14 protein-coding genes are annotated in these 18,061 nt (G+C 45.4%); 1 reads left to right on the top strand and 13 read right to left on the bottom strand.

The genetic code is table 11. The features are described from left to right. The first annotated feature begins 32 nt into the window (after positions 1–32). Entirely contained in the window at positions 33–761 is a 729-nt protein-coding gene (locus AB2J24_RS01550; RefSeq protein WP_367384184.1) for an SDR family NAD(P)-dependent oxidoreductase, read from the top strand. Here the strand turns inward: AB2J24_RS01550 and ligA are convergent. From ligA to murD, 13 genes are all read right to left on the bottom strand, one after another. Beyond that, the gene (gene ligA, locus AB2J24_RS01545; RefSeq protein WP_367384183.1) at positions 758–2,872 is read right to left on the bottom strand and encodes an NAD-dependent DNA ligase LigA; all 2,115 of its coding nucleotides are present in this window, start codon (positions 2,870–2,872) and stop codon (positions 758–760) included. The genes AB2J24_RS01550 and ligA overlap by 4 nt on opposite strands. Positions 2,873–2,875: 3 nt before the next feature. After that, positions 2,876–4,549 carry a DNA repair protein RecN gene (recN, locus tag AB2J24_RS01540; protein ID WP_367384182.1) on the bottom strand — a complete coding sequence of 558 codons (1,674 nt, stop codon included), beginning with the start codon at positions 4,547–4,549 and terminating at the stop codon, positions 2,876–2,878. An 18-nt stretch (positions 4,550–4,567) separates the two neighbouring features. After that, positions 4,568–5,440, bottom strand: coding sequence for an outer membrane protein assembly factor BamD (locus tag AB2J24_RS01535; RefSeq protein WP_420883609.1), 873 nt, complete (start codon positions 5,438–5,440; stop codon positions 4,568–4,570). Positions 5,441–5,616: 176 nt separating this feature from the next. Further along, a complete protein-coding gene (lpxC, locus tag AB2J24_RS01530; RefSeq protein WP_162652630.1) occupies positions 5,617–6,570 on the bottom strand; it encodes a UDP-3-O-acyl-N-acetylglucosamine deacetylase in 954 nt (317 codons plus the stop codon). Between the two features lie 255 nt (positions 6,571–6,825). Beyond that, positions 6,826–8,544 (bottom strand): cell division protein FtsZ, encoded by a 1,719-nt coding sequence (gene ftsZ / locus AB2J24_RS01525; protein ID WP_367384181.1) that lies wholly within the window; start codon positions 8,542–8,544, stop codon positions 6,826–6,828. A 51-nt stretch (positions 8,545–8,595) separates the two neighbouring features. Next, the gene (gene ftsA, locus AB2J24_RS01520; RefSeq protein WP_367384180.1) at positions 8,596–9,921 is read right to left on the bottom strand and encodes a cell division protein FtsA; all 1,326 of its coding nucleotides are present in this window, start codon (positions 9,919–9,921) and stop codon (positions 8,596–8,598) included. Beyond that, complete coding sequence (locus AB2J24_RS01515; RefSeq protein WP_367384179.1) at positions 9,918–10,847, bottom strand: cell division protein FtsQ/DivIB; 930 nt, start codon at positions 10,845–10,847, stop codon at positions 9,918–9,920. Before AB2J24_RS01515 ends, ftsA begins: the two co-directional genes overlap by 4 nt. Beyond that, complete coding sequence (locus AB2J24_RS01510; RefSeq protein ID WP_367384178.1) at positions 10,835–11,761, bottom strand: D-alanine--D-alanine ligase; 927 nt, start codon at positions 11,759–11,761, stop codon at positions 10,835–10,837. Before AB2J24_RS01510 ends, AB2J24_RS01515 begins: the two co-directional genes overlap by 13 nt. Positions 11,762–11,964: 203 nt before the next feature. Beyond that, positions 11,965–12,936 carry a UDP-N-acetylmuramate dehydrogenase gene (murB, locus tag AB2J24_RS01505; RefSeq protein WP_367384177.1) on the bottom strand — a complete coding sequence of 324 codons (972 nt, stop codon included), beginning with the start codon at positions 12,934–12,936 and terminating at the stop codon, positions 11,965–11,967. 2 nt (positions 12,937–12,938) lie between these two features. Next, entirely contained in the window at positions 12,939–14,348 is a 1,410-nt protein-coding gene (gene murC / locus AB2J24_RS01500; protein WP_367384176.1) for a UDP-N-acetylmuramate--L-alanine ligase, read from the bottom strand. Then, positions 14,345–15,469, bottom strand: coding sequence for a UDP-N-acetylglucosamine--N-acetylmuramyl-(pentapeptide) pyrophosphoryl-undecaprenol N-acetylglucosamine transferase (locus AB2J24_RS01495; RefSeq protein ID WP_367384175.1), 1,125 nt, complete (start codon positions 15,467–15,469; stop codon positions 14,345–14,347). The genes murC and AB2J24_RS01495 overlap by 4 nt, the downstream gene beginning before the upstream one ends. A gap of 7 nt (positions 15,470–15,476) precedes the next feature. Beyond that, positions 15,477–16,637 (bottom strand): putative lipid II flippase FtsW, encoded by a 1,161-nt coding sequence (gene ftsW, locus AB2J24_RS01490; protein ID WP_367384174.1) that lies wholly within the window; start codon positions 16,635–16,637, stop codon positions 15,477–15,479. Further along, positions 16,637–18,061: a UDP-N-acetylmuramoyl-L-alanine--D-glutamate ligase gene (gene murD, locus AB2J24_RS01485; protein WP_367384173.1), complete on the bottom strand. Its 1,425-nt coding sequence runs from the start codon at positions 18,059–18,061 to the stop codon at positions 16,637–16,639. Before murD ends, ftsW begins: the two co-directional genes overlap by 1 nt.

Genomic DNA, 18,061 nt, shown 5'->3' with positions numbered 1-18,061 from the left:
AACCAGAACCATATTTAATGCGTAATAAGAATATGAGACATCAAAACCGAAATATAGCAATCATTGGCTCGTCAGGCGCGATAGGTCAGGCAATAACTGAACGATTAGTTTTGGATCAATCTATTGAGCGCATTTACGCATGTTCGCGCCAAGGCAAAATGTTTCAATCTAAAAAGATAGTCTCTGCAGTGCTAGATTATAAAAATGAAGATAGCATTCACAACGCCGCTAAAATAATCGGTAAAGATAATCCGCTAGACCTAGTCATAATTGCAACTGGTTTCCTGCACAACGAAGACACAACACCTGAAAAATCAATTCAGGATCTGTCTCATCAAAACTTCATCAAAAATTTTATGGCCAACACAATTGGTCCAGCCTTAGTTGCCAAACACTTCCTGCCTTTAATGTCAAAAGAACACCAAAGTGTTTTCTCCTGCATCTCCGCGCGCATTGGCAGCATATCAGACAACCGCTTGGGCGGATGGTATGCATATAGAGCCTCAAAAGCAGCCCTGAACATGACGTTGAAAAACCTCAGCATCGAAGCATCACGACGCTTTAAACAAACAATTATAGTTGGCCTGCATCCAGGAACCGTGGATAGTTCCCTCTCCAAACCCTTTCAAACATTCGTATCAGATGATAAATTATTTACACCTGAATACGCAGCTGAACGCCTTATCAACGTGATTGATAATCTTGAACTTCGAGACAGCGGTAAGATATTTGCCTGGGATGGATCGATGATTGACTACTAATTAGCTTCCACAAGCTCAAACCATTCGTCCTCAGTAATCGTTTTGATACCAAAGTCCGTTGCCTTCTTGAGTTTTGATCCGGCTCCGGGACCAGCAATAAGCAAATCTGTTTTCTTGGATATGGAACCCGCTACCTTTGCGCCCATACGTTCAGCCATTGCCTTCGCCTCATCGCGCGACATTCGCTCGAGTTTACCCGTAAACACAACGGTTTGGCCAGATATAACGCTATCCCCAGAAGGCGCTTCCGCGTCAATAATATCAAGTTGAGCAACAAGATCATCTACCATTTTACGGTTTTTAGGCTCAAGAAAAAACTGCCGAAGAGCATTGATGACAGCAGGGCCAATATCATCAAGCGCAATGAACTCTTGAACAAGCGTCTCATCTCCATTTGCAATAGATGAAACCGCTGAATTAAAATCAGACCAGGTTAGGTAAGCTCGTGCGAGTGTTTTTGCTGTTGCCTCGCCAACATGGCGCACACCCAAAGCATAAATCAGTTTCTCTAATGGGATTTGACGCTTCAACTCAATGGCAGTAAAAAGTTTCTGCGCAGAAAGTTCACCATAACCATCTCGGTTTTTGATTTTGGTCAAACCCTTTGCATCCCGCTCGGCTAGCGTGAATATATCGGCAGGTGCTCTAATCGGAAGAGCATCATCATCATAGAAATACTCAATTTGCTTCTCGCCCAGACCATCAATATCGAAAGCTTTGCGCGATACAAAATGCTTGAGGTGCTCTTTGCGCTGAAATGGACAGGCGAATTCACCAGAACATCGACGAATAACCCCCTTCTCACCACTTGCTGTTTCTTCCTGAACAACTTCAGTTTTCAACTCACACGGGCAGACTGTTGGGAAAATAAAGTCCTTGGCCCCTTCAACTGAAGATATGACTTCAAGCACCTTTGGTATCACATCACCAGCACGTTCAATTTTAACCGTGTCACCGACACGTACACCTAAGCGCTCAATCTCTTCCGCATTGTGCAAAGTTGCATTTGTTACCACAACGCCGCCAACGGTAATAGGCTCAAGCCTTGCAACCGGCGTCAGCGCACCCGTTCGACCGACTTGAATTTCGATATCATTCAAAAGAGTTTGCGCTTTTTCTGCCGGAAATTTGTGCGCAATTGCCCACCTAGGGCTACGAGATATGAAACCCAATCTCTGCTGAAGGGCTAAATCATTCACCTTATAAACGACACCGTCAATATCATAGGGCAACTTTGCGCGCTCTTGCTCAATGAAATGATAGTGATTGATAAGATCATCGACATTATCAAACCGCCTCATCAGCGGATTAACGGAGAAACCCCATTCCGCAAATTTCTCAACCATCTCCATCTGGGTTGTCGCAGGAGTTTCAGGTTTAATTTCGCCCCAAGCATACGCAAAAAACTTAAGCGGTCGAGACGCGGTTATCTTAGAATCCAACTGCCTTAACGAACCCGCAGCTGTATTACGTGGATTAACATATGTCTGCTTGCCACGCTCCAATTGCCGCTCATTCAACGCCGCAAAATCATCGCGGCGCATGTATACCTCCCCACGAACCTCAACGACATTGGGAACATCATCAGGTAATTCCCTTGGTATATCCTGCATTGTCAAAACGTTTGCAGTTACATTTTCACCTACAGCACCATTACCACGCGTTGCAGCAGAAACAAGGTGCCCGTTTTCATATCGTAAAGACAGCGAAAGACCATCAATTTTAGGTTCGGCCGTTAATGCAATGACATCTGATGATGTGAGTGACAAAAACCTACGGATTCGAGCAGCAAAATCTTTTACATCCTGATCATTAAATGCGTTATCTAATGACAACATAGCAATTTGATGCTGGATTTTAGAAAATCCCTGAGCGACCGGTGCGCCAATTTTTTCAGATGGTGAATCCGCCCGTTTAAGTTGAGGGAATTTCAACTCAATTTCAAGATTTCGTCGCTTTAGCGCATCATATTCGGCATCGGATATCTCTGGTGCATCATTCGCGTGATAAAGCTTATCATGATGCGCCATAGCCTTGGCTAAATGCTCAAGCTCACTGGCTGCCTGTAACTCAGTCAAATCGTTGATATCTATGTTCTCAGACTCTGACATTTTCTATCCAGTATTTGACAAAAGTTTAGCCGCTGCTGCCCGCGCTTCGTCTGTAACCGTCGCGCCGGCCAACATCCGCGCAATCTCTTCCTGGCGTTCTTGCAAATCAATATCCCTTACATTCGTCGATAAAAGAACACTATCTTCGCTCGATTGGGATTTAGATATTAACAAATGGGTTTTGGCACGCGCTGCAACTTGCGGCGCATGGGTAACTGAAAGCACTTGGATTGATTTAGAAAGTGTTTCCAAGCGTGCTCCGATAGCATCAGCAACTGCGCCCCCCACACCCGTATCAATCTCATCAAACACAAGCGTTGGGGCTGACCCTCGATCTGCGAGAGCAACTTTTATGGCGAGAAGAAAGCGAGATAATTCTCCGCCGGAAGCAACTTTCATGATTGGGCCTGCTCGCGTACCGGGATTTGTGCGTACATGAAACTCAATCTGATCAATGCCGTTGGCACCAGCAATTTCTTCATTAGTTTGAATATCGACAATAAATTCCGCGCGCTCCAACTTAAGCGCGGGCAATTCGGCCATAACGGATTGTGTTAATGCTTGTGACGCGTGGATACGCTTTTCCGAGAGATTACGGCTGGCAGCAAAAAAATCTGCACGTATCTGCTGAACATTATGCTCCAGCTCGTGAAGTTTATCTTCTCCCGCATCAATCGCTGCAAGATCCGAAATCATTGTTGATGCAAGTTCTGCAAGATTTGCGACCGGAACATTATACTTTCGGCTAGCTGCACGCAAAGCAAAGAGCCGTTCTTCTGTATCTTCTAGCTCTTTGGGGTTAAACTCACTGTCTCGTAATGCGGCATCAACTGAGTTTTGCGCATCCGACAGTCCATCCAGCGCGCGACCAAGCGCCTCGATCGTATCATCAAGCATTCCAGGCACTTCAGCAGCTTTACGTTCCAAACGTCGGAGCAATTGGTTTAATGATGGTATGGGAGAATGATGTCCGCTTAGTGAGTCCTGCGCCTCGGCGATATCAGAAACTATTTTTTCAGCCTTCATCATATGACTGCGGCTTTCGGCCAATTCTTCTTCTTCTCCATCCTGAGGAGAAAGCACTTCTAACTCATCGACTGACGCACGAAGCCAGTCTGCCTCCTTTGCGGCAGTCTCAATTTTTTGTCGGTGCTCCTTTAGCTGCCTATCTGCCACCTTCATGGAAGAAAACAGGCTGGCAACATCCTCACAGTCTTTCTCCAGGCCAGCAAAAGCATCAAGCAGCAGACGGTGTGCATCAACATCAATAAGAGCACGATCATCGTGCTGTCCGTGAATTTCAACAAAATGTGGCCCTATGGAGCGAAGCAGAGAAATACTACAAGGTTGGTCATTTATAAAAGCACGTGATCTACCATCAGCTGATTGAACTCTGCGGATGATGATATCACCTTCATCTTCAATATCATTCTGCTTTAAAATATCACGTACGTGATGGTTTGCCGCTAGATCAAATACAGCAACTATTTGCCCTTTATCGCAGCCCTGACGAACCAGATCTCCATCACCGCGCCCGCCGAGAGCAAGAGCTAAACTATCTAGCAATATAGATTTACCTGCGCCAGTCTCGCCCGTTAACACAGACAAACCTTCGTTAAATGATAAATCCAACCGTTCGATTAAAACGATATCACGGATCGAAAGCTGTGCAAGCATTTGTCCCCCTGCAGGCGACTAGGTTTTAAATCCGGCTGCACGTCGCGCAGCACGAGATATCCAGGAACCTCTGTTTTCCCTCGGCTCAAGACCACCAGATTGCAATAATTTGTATGAATCCGCATACCATTCACTATCCGGGTAGTTGTGCCCAAGTACCGCAGCCGCTGTTTGCGCTTCACCTGTAAGGCCAAGGGCGAAGTAACTTTCAACCAACCTGGAAAGCGCTTCCTCAACTTGCCGCGTGTTACCATACTCCTGAACAACAACTTTATATCGGTTCACTGCTGCAACATATTCACGTCGTTCCTGATAGTAACGCCCAATTTGCATTTCTTTTCCAGCTAACTGATCGCGAGCCTTGCGCAGTTTTGCCTGGGCATCATCCACATATTCTGAATCAGGATAACGATCTATAACTTCCTGCATAGCGTTAATTGCTCGGCTTGAAGCCCTCTGATCGCGCGTAACATCAGGTATCTGTCTGAAATAAGCGAGGCCAATGATGTATTGAGCATATGCGGCGTCTTGATCGTTGGGATATAAATTTAAGAAACGCTTCGCGTCGGTTATGGCCTCTTGATTGCGACCAGAGCGGTACTTCGTAAATGCATTGAGAACCAATGCTTTGCGCGCAAATTCCGAAAACGGGTGCTGCTGATCAATCTTATCGAACTTATTAGAAGCTTCTCTAAGTTTACCTGCATCCAAATTTGCTAACGCTTGATTGTATAAAAGATCAGCAGGTTCAACCGAATCAACAAGTGAATTAATGTCTATATCTGGGTCAGATTGACATCCAGCTAAAGCCATCATCAACAAAGACATGGTAATTATGCCAATAACGCGGCCTTTTTCAACGCAATGATTTAGCGTGGCTTTAAACAACATATTCAAAAAGACCTCTTTCCGCCCTAGGACTTAAAACCTTGAAAGCAATGTCTAACGGGTTTTACGAATAAAATCCATACATCAAGGCTGTCATCTGCCAGCATTATTGCTTTTTTGTGGCAAAATTAGATTATCACCTGAAAGTGTTTTTATATATTGTTTTAGTAACGAGGGTTTTAAATAGTCCAAGGTGAAAAAACAGGTGCATTTACTGCAACCAATTCACCATATCCACCCTTACGGTACGATTGCGTTGTTTCAACAATCTCATAAGCATCTGTTTGAGCAAGGAGCTTACGTAAAGCGATGGAATTAAGCTTGTGCCCCCCCCGATATGATCGATAACAACCAATGAACTGAGCACCGGCGAGCGCCAAATCACCAACGGCATCTAATGTTTTATGACGAGCAAATTCATCCTTAAAACGAAGGCCTTCCATATTAATGACGTTGTCATCTTCACCTATAACCACAGAATTTTCTAATGATGAACCCAATGCATGACCGGAAGCCCATAAAAACTCAACGTCTCTCATGAAGCCAAATGTACGGGCCCGCGCAAGCTCATTGCGAAAACTATCTGATGTTACTTCACCACACCATGACTGACGACCAATAACATCCGAATTAAAATCGATATCAATTTCAAATCGTGTTCCTTCATGTGGGACAAATTCTGCCCAAGAACCGCCCATCTCTGCACGAACATGCTTCTTCACTCGAATATAACGGCGTTTTTCATCAAGATAGATTGTTCCTGTTGCATCGAGTAAATCAATAAAGACCGCCGAACTGCCATCCATAATAGGCACTTCACCGCCATCAATTTCGACAACAACATTGTCGATACCCATTGCATACAAAGCAGCCATCAAATGCTCAACTGTCGCCACAGAGCGATCAGGAGCGTCACCTAATAACGTACAAAAATCCGTGGAGCCAATTTGAGAAGCAACGGCGCGAAGTGTAACAACTTCACCGCCTTCGCAAATACGGTGAAATACAATACCGGTATTCGCTTCCGCTGGGTTAAGAGTAATGGTTACATTTTGTCCAGAATGTACACCTACGCCAGACAATTTTGCAGTTTTTGCAATTGTTGCCTGAAATTCATACAAATCATTCTGCATTTATTCACACTCGCTTCAGCCTAAACGCAACGCGCTTTTAGCGAAACACCTTGTCACTGAGTTGCCGCTTACAATATCCAAGGCGTCCCCTGCCTTAAGCTAAAAATAAGCCTTATTTCGATTCTTTCCAAATCACGCTTTATTTCGAATTGTAACGCAACTGTAACATTGCATCAGAATTTCCGAATTATGCTTTAAAAACAAAACGCAACCGCTCGTAAGCGGTTGCGTCATTTCACTGATCATTTCAGTAATCTATCTCACTTGCCTTCTAAGAAAGGCAGGAATTTCGAGTTGCTCGTCTTCCGTCATTGGCGCTGGTTTTGGAGCTGCACGACCATGATCATCCATTTGAGTTGACTTTGCGGCCAAATGAGCTGGATCTTGTGTCAATGGACGACGAGGCTGAGGAGCAGCCTGTTCAACAGCCTGTTGCGCCGCAGAACCGAGATCTTCATCTCCCATTCCCAAACTTGAGCTAATGCGCTTAAACAAGCCTTTTGCACCTTTTTCCTCAGTTGGTTCAGTTCTTACAGATGCTCTCTCATTCATCTCAGCCTTCACAGTTGCTGGAAAGTCCTCTATTTGAGGCATGCGAGTTGGAGCCATCGGCATTTCTTCTGAAACTTGCGCAGCCACTGTTGGTGCCGGAGCAACAGGAGTTGGTGCTACAGGTTCAGGAGCACGTAAAACAGAAGGTGTTTCAGCTACTTTCGCTACAGCCTCTATTGCCATTTCAGTTTTAGCTTCAGGCGAGAACAAACGATTACGCGGCATTTCTTCAGCTGGTTTTGCGGCCACTTCTAGCTCACGTTCAATTTTAGCCTCAGCATCGGATAGCATGCTATCCAAAGAACTTGCTTCAGATGTTTTCTCAGAAACCGTTGGAGCAGGTGCAACAACAGGCGCAGGCTCTTTCGCCTCAGTTTTCAACTGATTCATTTGAGCTTGCATAGATGCCATTGCCGGACGCATATCTGTTTCCGGACGTCCCGCCATTTGCGTGGCTGTAACATCAATACCAGTTGCAACAACAGAGACCCGAATAACACCTTCAAGTGACTCATCAAACGTCGCACCAAGTATAATATTTGCTTCCTGATCGACTTCCTCACGAATGCGCGTTGCAGCCTCATCAACTTCAAACAGCGTCATATCTCTACCACCAGTGATGGAGATCAACAGACCGCCCGCACCGCGCATTGATGTTTCATCAAGCAGCGGATTGGCAATCGCAGCTTCTGCCGCTGCCATTGCGCGACCTTCACCTGAAGCTTCACCGGTTCCCATCATGGCTTTGCCCATTTCGCGCATCACAGAGCGAACATCGGCAAAGTCTAGGTTAATTAGTCCTTCTTTGACCATCAAGTCGGTGATGCAAGCAACACCGGAATAAAGGACTTGGTCAGCCATCGAAAACGCATCGGCGAAAGTTGTGTTTTCATTGGCTATTCTGAATAGATTTTGGTTTGGAATAACGATCAGAGTATCAACATTTTTCTGAAGCTCATCAATCCCTTGATCAGCTAGACGCATGCGTCGCTGACCTTCAAAATGAAATGGTTTGGTCACAACTCCAACGGTCAAGATACCTTTTTGACGAGCAGCTTTGGCTACAACTGGTGCAGCACCAGTACCGGTACCACCACCCATTCCGGCAGTTACAAAGCACATATGCGTACCATTGAGGTGATCATTGATCTCATCAAAACATTCTTCTGCGGCAGCTGCACCAATTTCTGGCTGTGAGCCAGCGCCCAAGCCTTCAGTCACTGCAACACCAAGCTGAATGATGCGTTCTGATTTTGACATCGTCAATGCTTGCGCATCGGTATTTGCTACAACGAAGTCAACGCCTTCTAATCCAGCAGTGATCATATTGTTAACAGCATTTCCGCCGCCACCGCCGACACCGAACACGGTAATGCGTGGTTTAAGTTCTGTGATATCCGGCTTCTGTAAATTGATGGTCATGATAGCCGTCCCTTCCTTAGTTAATACTGCTTCGCCGCAGCAGTTTCAAAATTAAAAACTCTCTTTAAGCCAGTGCCCAACCCGAGCTAGCCGTCCGCCTGCCCCGCTTGCTGCTGACATATATGAATGAGAAGCATGAGCTTCAAAATCAGCAACTTGCGGGTAAATCATTAATCCTACTGCCGCAGAAAAGGCGGGGCCTTTTACCGCAGCAGGAAGACCTGAGACGCCAAGTGGTCGACCAATACGTACACTGCGCGCTAATATTCTTCGCGCTGTTTCCGACAAACCAGTCAACTGACTTGCGCCACCCGTTAACACTATTCGCTTCCCCACTATGGAGGCGTAACCTGACTGTTGAATACGATCGCGAACCAATTCAAGCGTCTCTTCAACACGTGCTCTAACAATCTTGGCAACCATAGCTTTTGAAACTTGTGCGGAGTGATCGTTAGAACTATCACCAATTGGCGGTATTGAAATCATATCTCGATCTTCACAAGCCGATGGAAGCGATGAACCATGCATAACTTTAATGCGCTCAGCATCTTCAAACTTAGTCGTTAAACCACGCGCCAAGTCCATTGTGACATGATGCCCACCGAGGGCAATTGCATCTGCGTGGATAAATTTACCTTCGTTGAAGACAGAAATCGTTGTCGTCCCACCGCCAAGATCGACTGCAGCACAACCCATTTCAGCTTCATCTGCAACAATTGACGCAAGACCAGAGGCATAGGGTGTGGCAACCATAGCTTCAACAGTCAAATGAGCGCGATTAATACAGAGCTCCAAATTTTTAAGAGGCGAACGATCACCACTTAATACGTGCAGGTCAACACCAAGCTTATCGCCAAACATCCCTTCAGGGTCATTTATACCGCGCTCGCCATCCAGCGCATAACTTGTTGGCAATGAATGTAGTATGGATCTTTCATGACTTAGTGTGCGCTGCGTTACAAGATTGACGACATTTGAAATGTCACTTTGTGAAATCTCATGGCCACCTAAATCAACCGCAGCAGTATACACTTCACTCTTAAGCCGCCCACCGCTCACATTTACAATGAGCGAGTCAACGGTCACGCCAGCCATGCGCTCCGCAGCTTCAACGGCCAAACGAATTGAGCTTTCGACTTTTTCAAGATCCATAATCACGCCAGCTTTAATGCCGCGCGATTTTTGGTGCCCTATTCCAATGATATCAACTTTATGGGTTCGCTGAGACAAAACCTCTGCGGAAGCCAAGGGAGTCAAGCGCCCGATAAGACAAACAGTTTTAGAGGAACCAATATCCAAAACAGTCACAATGCTAGGACGTTTCAAAGATAGCGGCTTTAGCCTTGGAAGCGAAGATGATTGTTTAAAGAAACTCATGAGCGCGTCTCCTTCTTCAACATCTTTGCGCGCTCTAGAAGTGCAGATTTCCGACGCTCTTGCGCCTCTGGCGTTAATCTAACCGTTACACGGTCTAACAAACGCAAATCAACTTCCGCTATATCTCTGCGCAGTAAATCCTGCTCTTGGTTCAACTCCTCAAATTGAGCCAAAGCAACATCAACATCTTTTTCAGGGAGGTTAAGCGTTACACCATTATCAAGTCGCACATCCCAACGACGCTCAGCCACACGAATGAGGGCCTTCAATTGAGTTGAAACACTTGGCCAACTGGCAAGTTTATTTAAAAACTCACTCGCACCTTGTTCTGCCCCGACCCCAACTAATAATGGAAGTCCTTGGCCAGTAACGCCATCAAACGGCGTAATGACATCACCATCATTATCAATGAGTGACAGCTGACTACCATGCTGCCAGATCGCAAATGCTTGGCGCTCACCCAGTTTAACCTGAAGCGACGCAGGATAGATTTTGCGCAGTTCAACATGATTAACCCAAGGCAATGACATTAATTTTGCATGTGCGGCCGCTAAATCCAGCGTTAGCAGAGAAGACGTTTCGTTTAAGCCTAGCTCCTGCAATACATCAATATCAGATGTTTCAGCATTGCCGGAGATTTGAATTTCTTCGACAGCAAACCCAACCGCAGATGTCACTGTACGCATGGCCACATTGCTGTGACCACCGATAAATGTGCCGTAGCTCAAAACACCAGCAAAAAAAGCTAACGTCAAAGCAGATCCTAAATGCTTAGGAACGATAATTTCATCTAAAGTAAATCCAGCAGAATATTTGCGGGTCCGGCGAAGAACGGGACGGAACATACGATTGATAAAAGAATGCTCACCATCGCCACGATGTGCGATGCTAGCTTGAGCAGAATTTCTTTTACCTAACGAGAGCACGAAGCGTCTTCCACCATCCAATTAACAAATTCTTCAAAACTGTAACCCGCATGTTGGGCCAGCTCTGGCACCAAAGACGTTTCGGTCATTCCCGGTTGAGTATTAACCTCCAACCAAATGAGCTCTCCATCTTCGGAAAAACGATCATCAAATCGAAAATCTGACCTACTCACACCGCGACAACCAATCGCTCTATGGGCCTTCAAAGCCAATATCTCAATTTCTTGGTAAATATTTGGTAAAATTTTTGCAGGACATTGATGTTTTGACCCACCTTTTTTATATTTTGCGTCAAAGTCGTAGAAACTGGAGCCTTGTTCAAATATTTCTGTAACGCCGAGAACCCTATCGCCCATCACAGCGCAGGTTAATTCGCGTCCATGCACGAATCTCTCTGCCATAATGTGATCGCCATAGGACCACTCGTTCGATTTTATGATTTGCGGTGGATGGCGTTGATCCTCTTTGACCATAACCACGCCAAAACTCGAACCTTCTGAAACTGGTTTAACGACATATGGCGGCTCAATAGGGTGTGTGGACGGAAAGTCATGCCGGTCCATGTATTTGGCCTCAGCAACTGGAATACCGTGATGACTTGCTACGATTTTCGATTGCTGCTTGTCCATTGCAAGCGCCGACGCTAAAACACCTGAATGGGTATAGGGTATAGCTAAAAACTCCAGTAAGCCTTGAATAGTACCATCTTCACCAAACGGTCCATGAAGCGCATTAAAACAAACATCCGGCTTAATCTCCGTAAGAGTGTTCGAAATATCTCGATCAACATCAATGTGCGTTACTTTATGACCGACACGTTCCAACGCATTGGCACAGGCCTCGCCCGACCATAAACTAACCTGTCTTTCAGATGAGAAGCCACCATAGAGTACTGCGACATGTTTTTTTGACATACATTCCCCCAATTTTTACTGGAACTAGAAATGCTTAAACGCCGACTCACTTAGCAAATCTTTATACCATAAGAATCAGAGGATTGAGGTGAATTCAAGTTCTGTTTGATAATTCGAGGAAAAGATTAATTTCACTGTGAGACACTGTTTGTGACAAATAAAACAGGCAAACCCTATCGGGGAAACGAATTTTTCAGAGGAGCCTAAAGCAACTGACCTAAAAACGGCTCAACACTCTGACCGGATGGGAAATCGCCTAAACGCTTGATTTCCCATTCCAATTGAACGCCAGAATTTATCAGTACTTTTTGCCTGACTGTCTCGCCTAAACGCTCCAAATCATAAGATGTCGCCTGCCCCATATTGATCATAAAATTGCAATGCATCGGTGACATTTGTGCGCCGCCGATTGTCAGACCACGACAACCCGCATCATCAACAAGCTTCCAAGCTGAATATCCCTTGGGGTTTTTAAACGTTGATCCGCCTGTTTTCTCTTTGATCGGTTGGGACGTTTCTCTATGGTGCTGAACTTCATCCATAGCTTTTTGAATATCGTCCTTTGAGGTTAGTTCACCTTCAAACACAGCTTTTGTAAAAATGAGATCACGTGATGACCCTGATTTTCTGTAGGAAAAATCCATGTCAGCATTGCTAAGAACATGCTTCGTTCCTGACCTATCTACAGCATGAATTTCTTTAACGCATGAAACTGTCTCTCGGCCATTAGCGCCGGCATTCATTCGCAGTGCTCCGCCTATTGAACCTGGAATACCATGATAAAAATGCATTCCACCAATACCTGCTTCCAGCGCTTTTACTGCCAAGCGTTTATCTGGACAAGCCGTTCCAGCGACAAGTTCAGTGTCTGAAATCTGATTAGCAAAACCAAAGCCCTTCGCCGACAAACGAATAACCACAGCATTAAGTCCACCATCACGAATAATTAAATTGGACGCCATACCGATGGGGAAAACTGGCACCTCCTGTGGTAGAAGAGACAAAAAAGCAGAAAGATCATCTTCGTCCGCAGGCTGAAACAAGATAGCAGCCGGCCCACCGGTACGAAACCAAGTGATTTGGGACATCGGCGCATTTTCTGTTATGCGCCCACGAATAACAGAGAGCTTATCGCCAAGTTCCTCTACTAAATTCGTACAATTATATCCGGCCATTTCTAACTCTTTTCCAATGCTTCCAGTTCTTTCGGCAATGCTGCGGCCCATTGTGTAATACTACCGGCACCAAGGCAAAGAAGGAAATCTCCCTTCTGACCTATTGTTTTCACAAGCGGCGCTAAATCGGCAGGACCATCAATTAATCTAACGTCTCTATGACCAGCAGTTTTCAAACGTGAAACCAGAGCGGCAGAATCTGCTCCTTCAATATGATCTTCTCCAGCAGCAAATACTGGTGCAAGAATAACCGTGTCCGCATCATTGAAACAAGATGAAAATTCATCTAACAGACTTTCAAGGCGTGAATAACGGTGAGGTTGAACAACAGCAATAACACGTCCATTACATGCTTCGCGCGCCGCGCCCAGAACGGCACTAATTTCGACGGGATGATGACCATAATCATCAAAAATATCCATTCCATTCCAGGAACCTGTATGCGTAAATCTACGTTTTACACCGCCGAATTTGGCCAAACCTTCTTTAACTTGCTCAGTCGTTAAACCCAGTTCCAGCGCAATCGTAATCGCTGCCGTTGCATTGGAAACGTTATATTTACCTGGCATAGGAAGTTTCAAATCTTTTTCCAATACGATATCGGAAGACTTGCGATCTCTGATTTCAAGATCGAACACTGACATACCACCTTTTTGCCTAAGATTAATAAATCTCACATCAGCTTGCGGATTTTCGCCATATGTCACAACGCGGCGATCTGAAATACGACTTGTAAGGGCCTGCACTTCCGGATGATCCAAACACATCACGCCGAAACCATAGAATGGGACATTTTCGACAAATTGCGCAAACGCTGCACGAACTGCGTCAAAGTCTCCATAATGATCTAAATGCTCTGGATCAATGTTGGTCACAACAGCAATATCGGCCGGAAGCTTTAAAAATGTTCCGTCAGACTCATCCGCCTCGACAACCATCCACTTACCCTCACCCATCCGCGCATTGGTACCATAAGCATTGATAATGCCACCATTGATAACAGTTGGGTCTAATCCGCCCGCTTCAAGAAGCGTCGCAACCATGGATGTTGTGGTCGTTTTGCCGTGCGTGCCGCCAATAGCAATTGAATTGCGAAACCGCATCAGCTCAGCAAGCATTTCAGCTCGTCGTACAACGGGAAGCAGTTTTTCACGCGCTGCCACAAGCTCGGGATTATCTTGTTTAATAGCCGTCGAAACAACCAACACTTCTGCGGCACCTAAATTGGCAGCGGAATGCCCTATAAAAACGTCAATGCCCTTTTCTCGAAGGCGCTGAACGTTGGCACTATCTGATTGATCAGACCCTTGCACTTTATATCCAAGGTTATGAAGCACCTCGGCAATCCCACTCATCCCGATGCCGCCAATTCCAACAAAGTGAACAAGGCCGATTGTCTCTGGCATTTTCATGCGTGTGTTTCCTTAAATTCTTTAATCGTTTGACCATCCGCAATAGCTTCTAGCATGTCAGCAAGCAAGCTTGTCGCATTCAATTTTCCTGCAAGCTTCGCTTTTCCTGCCATTTCCGCCAGCTCATCAGGCGCATTCATACTATTTTCGAGCAGTCCCGCTAGTTTGTTTTCATCTAATTCCGGTTGGCGAACCATTGTCGCACCACCGATACCAACCATGTTTTGGCCATTCACACCCTGATCATCATCCAGAGCGTGGGGAAGCGGCACAAGAATTGAAGGCCGACCTATTGCGCCAAGCTCTGTGACCGTAGATGCGCCAGATCTTGAAATAACGAGATGAGCTTCTGCAATTTTCAATGCCATATCATCAATAAAGGGTGCAACATAGGCATCAACACCATGTGCCGCACATTGCTCTTTCGCATATTCTAAGTCTTCCGGTCGCGCTTGAAGCGTCAGACGAATTCGCTTTCGCAACTCTTCTGGCAGTAAACCCAAACTTTGAGGAAATGTACGTCCAAAAAAACGTGCGCCTTGGCTTCCACCAAATACAACAAGATTAAATGGTTCATTCTTTTTAGATGCCACATAAGGCATACCCTCAACATCAAGTACGGCCTGACGAATTGGATTACCTGTCGCGAATATTTTGTCAGAAAATGGACCCACATCATCGCGCAAAAAACCACCCGCTATTGCGGTAACCCTACCAGCAAGAAACTTGTTGGCTCTGCCCATAACACCATTTTGCTCATGCAATATAGATGGATAGCCATATTTGGTCGAAGCAATTAGCGGCGGAATAGTCGGGTATCCACCAAAGCCGATAACAGCATGCGGTCTAACTTTCGCAAGAACTTTGCTTGCACGCTTTATGCCGGAATAAAGCTTCCATAGAACTAGAAGCATCTTAACAGGGTTCTTTGATCCAAAAGTTGCAGATGGAATGACGTGCATCTCATCACAAGGAAAATCACCTGCATATTTTGCAGCCCGGTTGTCGGTCGCAAGATGCACTTTCGCGCCGCGAGAACGCAATTCATTTGCAAGAGCTTGTGCTGGAAACAAATGCCCGCCTGTGCCACCTGCGCTTAATAGATAGGTTTTTTGTTCCATATTACACCTATTCTGTGACTGAAGAGACCATCGAACCTGATCGTCGAACGACATGATTACGCGCTCGTTTTTCCGGTCTGTGGCGGGTCAGTGCAAGCAAGAAACCAACTGATATAGCAATCGCCAACATCGATGAACCACCATACGATATAAACGGAAGTGTCATTCCTTTTGCAGGAAGTAGTTCTAAATTTACTCCGATATTAATCATTGATTGAGCGCCGATCAAAAGCGCCAATCCGGACACCGCCAACTTTGTAAACTCATCCTCTTCTCTGGCTGCATGAACAAAAGAGCGCAAAACGATGAATGCAAAGATGGCAACCAGCACCAAACAGAAAATTATACCAAACTCCTCAGCTGCAACCGCAAAGACAAAATCTGTATGACTATCCGGCAAAATCTTTTTGATTGTACCTTCACCTGGGCCTCGCCCAAACCAATCGCCTCTAATAATAGCCTCACGCGCGGTGTCGACTTGAAATGTGTCGCCTTCGCCTGTCAAAAATCTATCTATGCGGCCAGCCACATGTGGAAATATTGTATAGGCAACGGCAAAGCCAACAATACCCAGGACGCCAAGAACTATAATCCAAACCCATGGCATGCCTGCGAGAAAGAACATGGATGCCCAAACAGCTGTAACAAGCATCGTTTGCCCCAAATCAGGCTGCGCAACCAATAACGCTGCAACGATACCAAACAAGATAATAGCAAACAGGTTTCCTGGAATTTCAGGGTGTCGAGAACGCTCTGAAAACAGCCACGCGCATATAATGACAAATGCAGGCTTCATAAACTCTGATGGTTGAAGTGTGAAACCAAACAAAGATATCCAACGCCGAGAACCCTTAACTTCACCACCAATAAAAAGCGTTAAAAGCATTAACCCAAGTGCCCCGAGAAGCAAAAGAATTGACATTCGCCGAACCATCCGCGCTTCTAAAAAGGATAGCGAGACAAGCACCGCTAATGTCGGAATCATAAAAACGGCATGACGTTTTATAAAATGAGAACCATCCAAATTAATGCGTTCAGCAACGGAGGGGCTGGCAGAAAAGGACATCATGAAACCTAAAAAGATAAGGATGATGAATGCGAGCAATAAAAAACGGTCAATTGTCCAAAACCAATTGGCAACAGGCCCTCGTTCAATACGGCTAACCATCACGCATCCTCATTCATTTGATATGGAATCAGCATTTCTATACCAGGAATTCGTGCAACATTTTTTACAAAACAATCGCCACGAATTTCAAAATTCCGAAACTGGTCAAAGCTAGCGCAAGCTGGAGAAAACAATATGGCAGATGCCTGCCCTGTATTTTTGGAAAATTCAACAGCTGCATGAGTAGCCGCGCGAATGGCACGATCTACTAATTCTGAAATCTCGAAATCAACGCGCCCTCCCAACTCAGCCGCAAATTCTGGTGCAGCCTCGCCGATAAGAAATGCCTTATTAACACGGTTAAACAATGGCGCAAGCGGTCGAATACCTTCATCCTTTGCAAGGCCACCTAATATCCAAAAAATATTTTCATAACTTTGCAGTGCGGGCGCTGCAGCCTCCGCATTGGTGGCTTTTGAATCATTAATGAATATGACATTATCCAACTTTGCGATTGGCTGCATTCGATGTTGCAAACCGGAGAATGATTGCATTCCGCTCTGAATTTGCTCTGTACTTAAACCGACATCCATACACGCGAGTGTCGCGGCCGCTGCATTTTGAGCATTATGTTGCCCACGTAACGTTTCGATTCCATCAAGTTCGATCAATACATCTTTATGAGCATTGCTTGGTTTAATCAAATTCGAACCTTCTAAATATGGTCCGCTTTCAATCTCAGTTTGAACGGAAACCTGCTTTGGATTTCGTCCTGCCTCACATAATTTTCGAATGATGTCACGGCACCACACATCATCAACGCCAAGAATTGCCGTATCGCTTTTCTCAACAAGTCGTGATTTCACACTCGCATAATGCTCCATAGAACCATGCCGATCCAGATGATCAGGTGTCAGATTTAATAATATCCCAGCTGTTGGATGAAGAGATGGTGCTAGATCAATTTGATAGGATGAGCATTCAACCACATAGTATTTATCGCCGGACGGTTCGTCCAATGAAAGAATGGCAGTTCCAATATTGCCACCCATTTGTACATCTCTACCAGCAGTTTCTAAAATATGCGCGATAAGGGCTGTCGTCGTTGACTTTCCATTTGTTCCTGTAACAGCGATCAAAGGTGCATCTGGTGCTACATTTGCCCTCTCTAGCGAAAATATTTCAACGTCGCCAATTATGGGTATGTTATTGGCATTCGCCTTCTCAACACTCCAATGTGGTTTTGGGTGTGTAAGAGGAACACCGGGGGCAAGCACGAATGTGTCAATCGATGACCAATCTACATTTCGCAAGTCGCCTGTTGATATTCCGAGATTCTTAGCAACGTTCACCTGTGCAGGATTATCATCCCATGCGGTAAGATCAGCGCCACCAGCTTGCAGTGATTGCGCAGTGATTACACCCGATCCACCAAGCCCAAACAAGGCAACTTTCTTACCATTAAATGATGTGGCCGCAATCAT

This window comes from Lentilitoribacter sp. EG35, from assembly GCF_040784015.1.
GTDB lineage: Bacteria > Pseudomonadota > Alphaproteobacteria > Rhizobiales > Rhizobiaceae > Lentilitoribacter.
The sequence above is the reverse complement of the archived record's forward strand: the minus strand, read 5'-3'. Positions and strand labels throughout refer to the sequence as shown.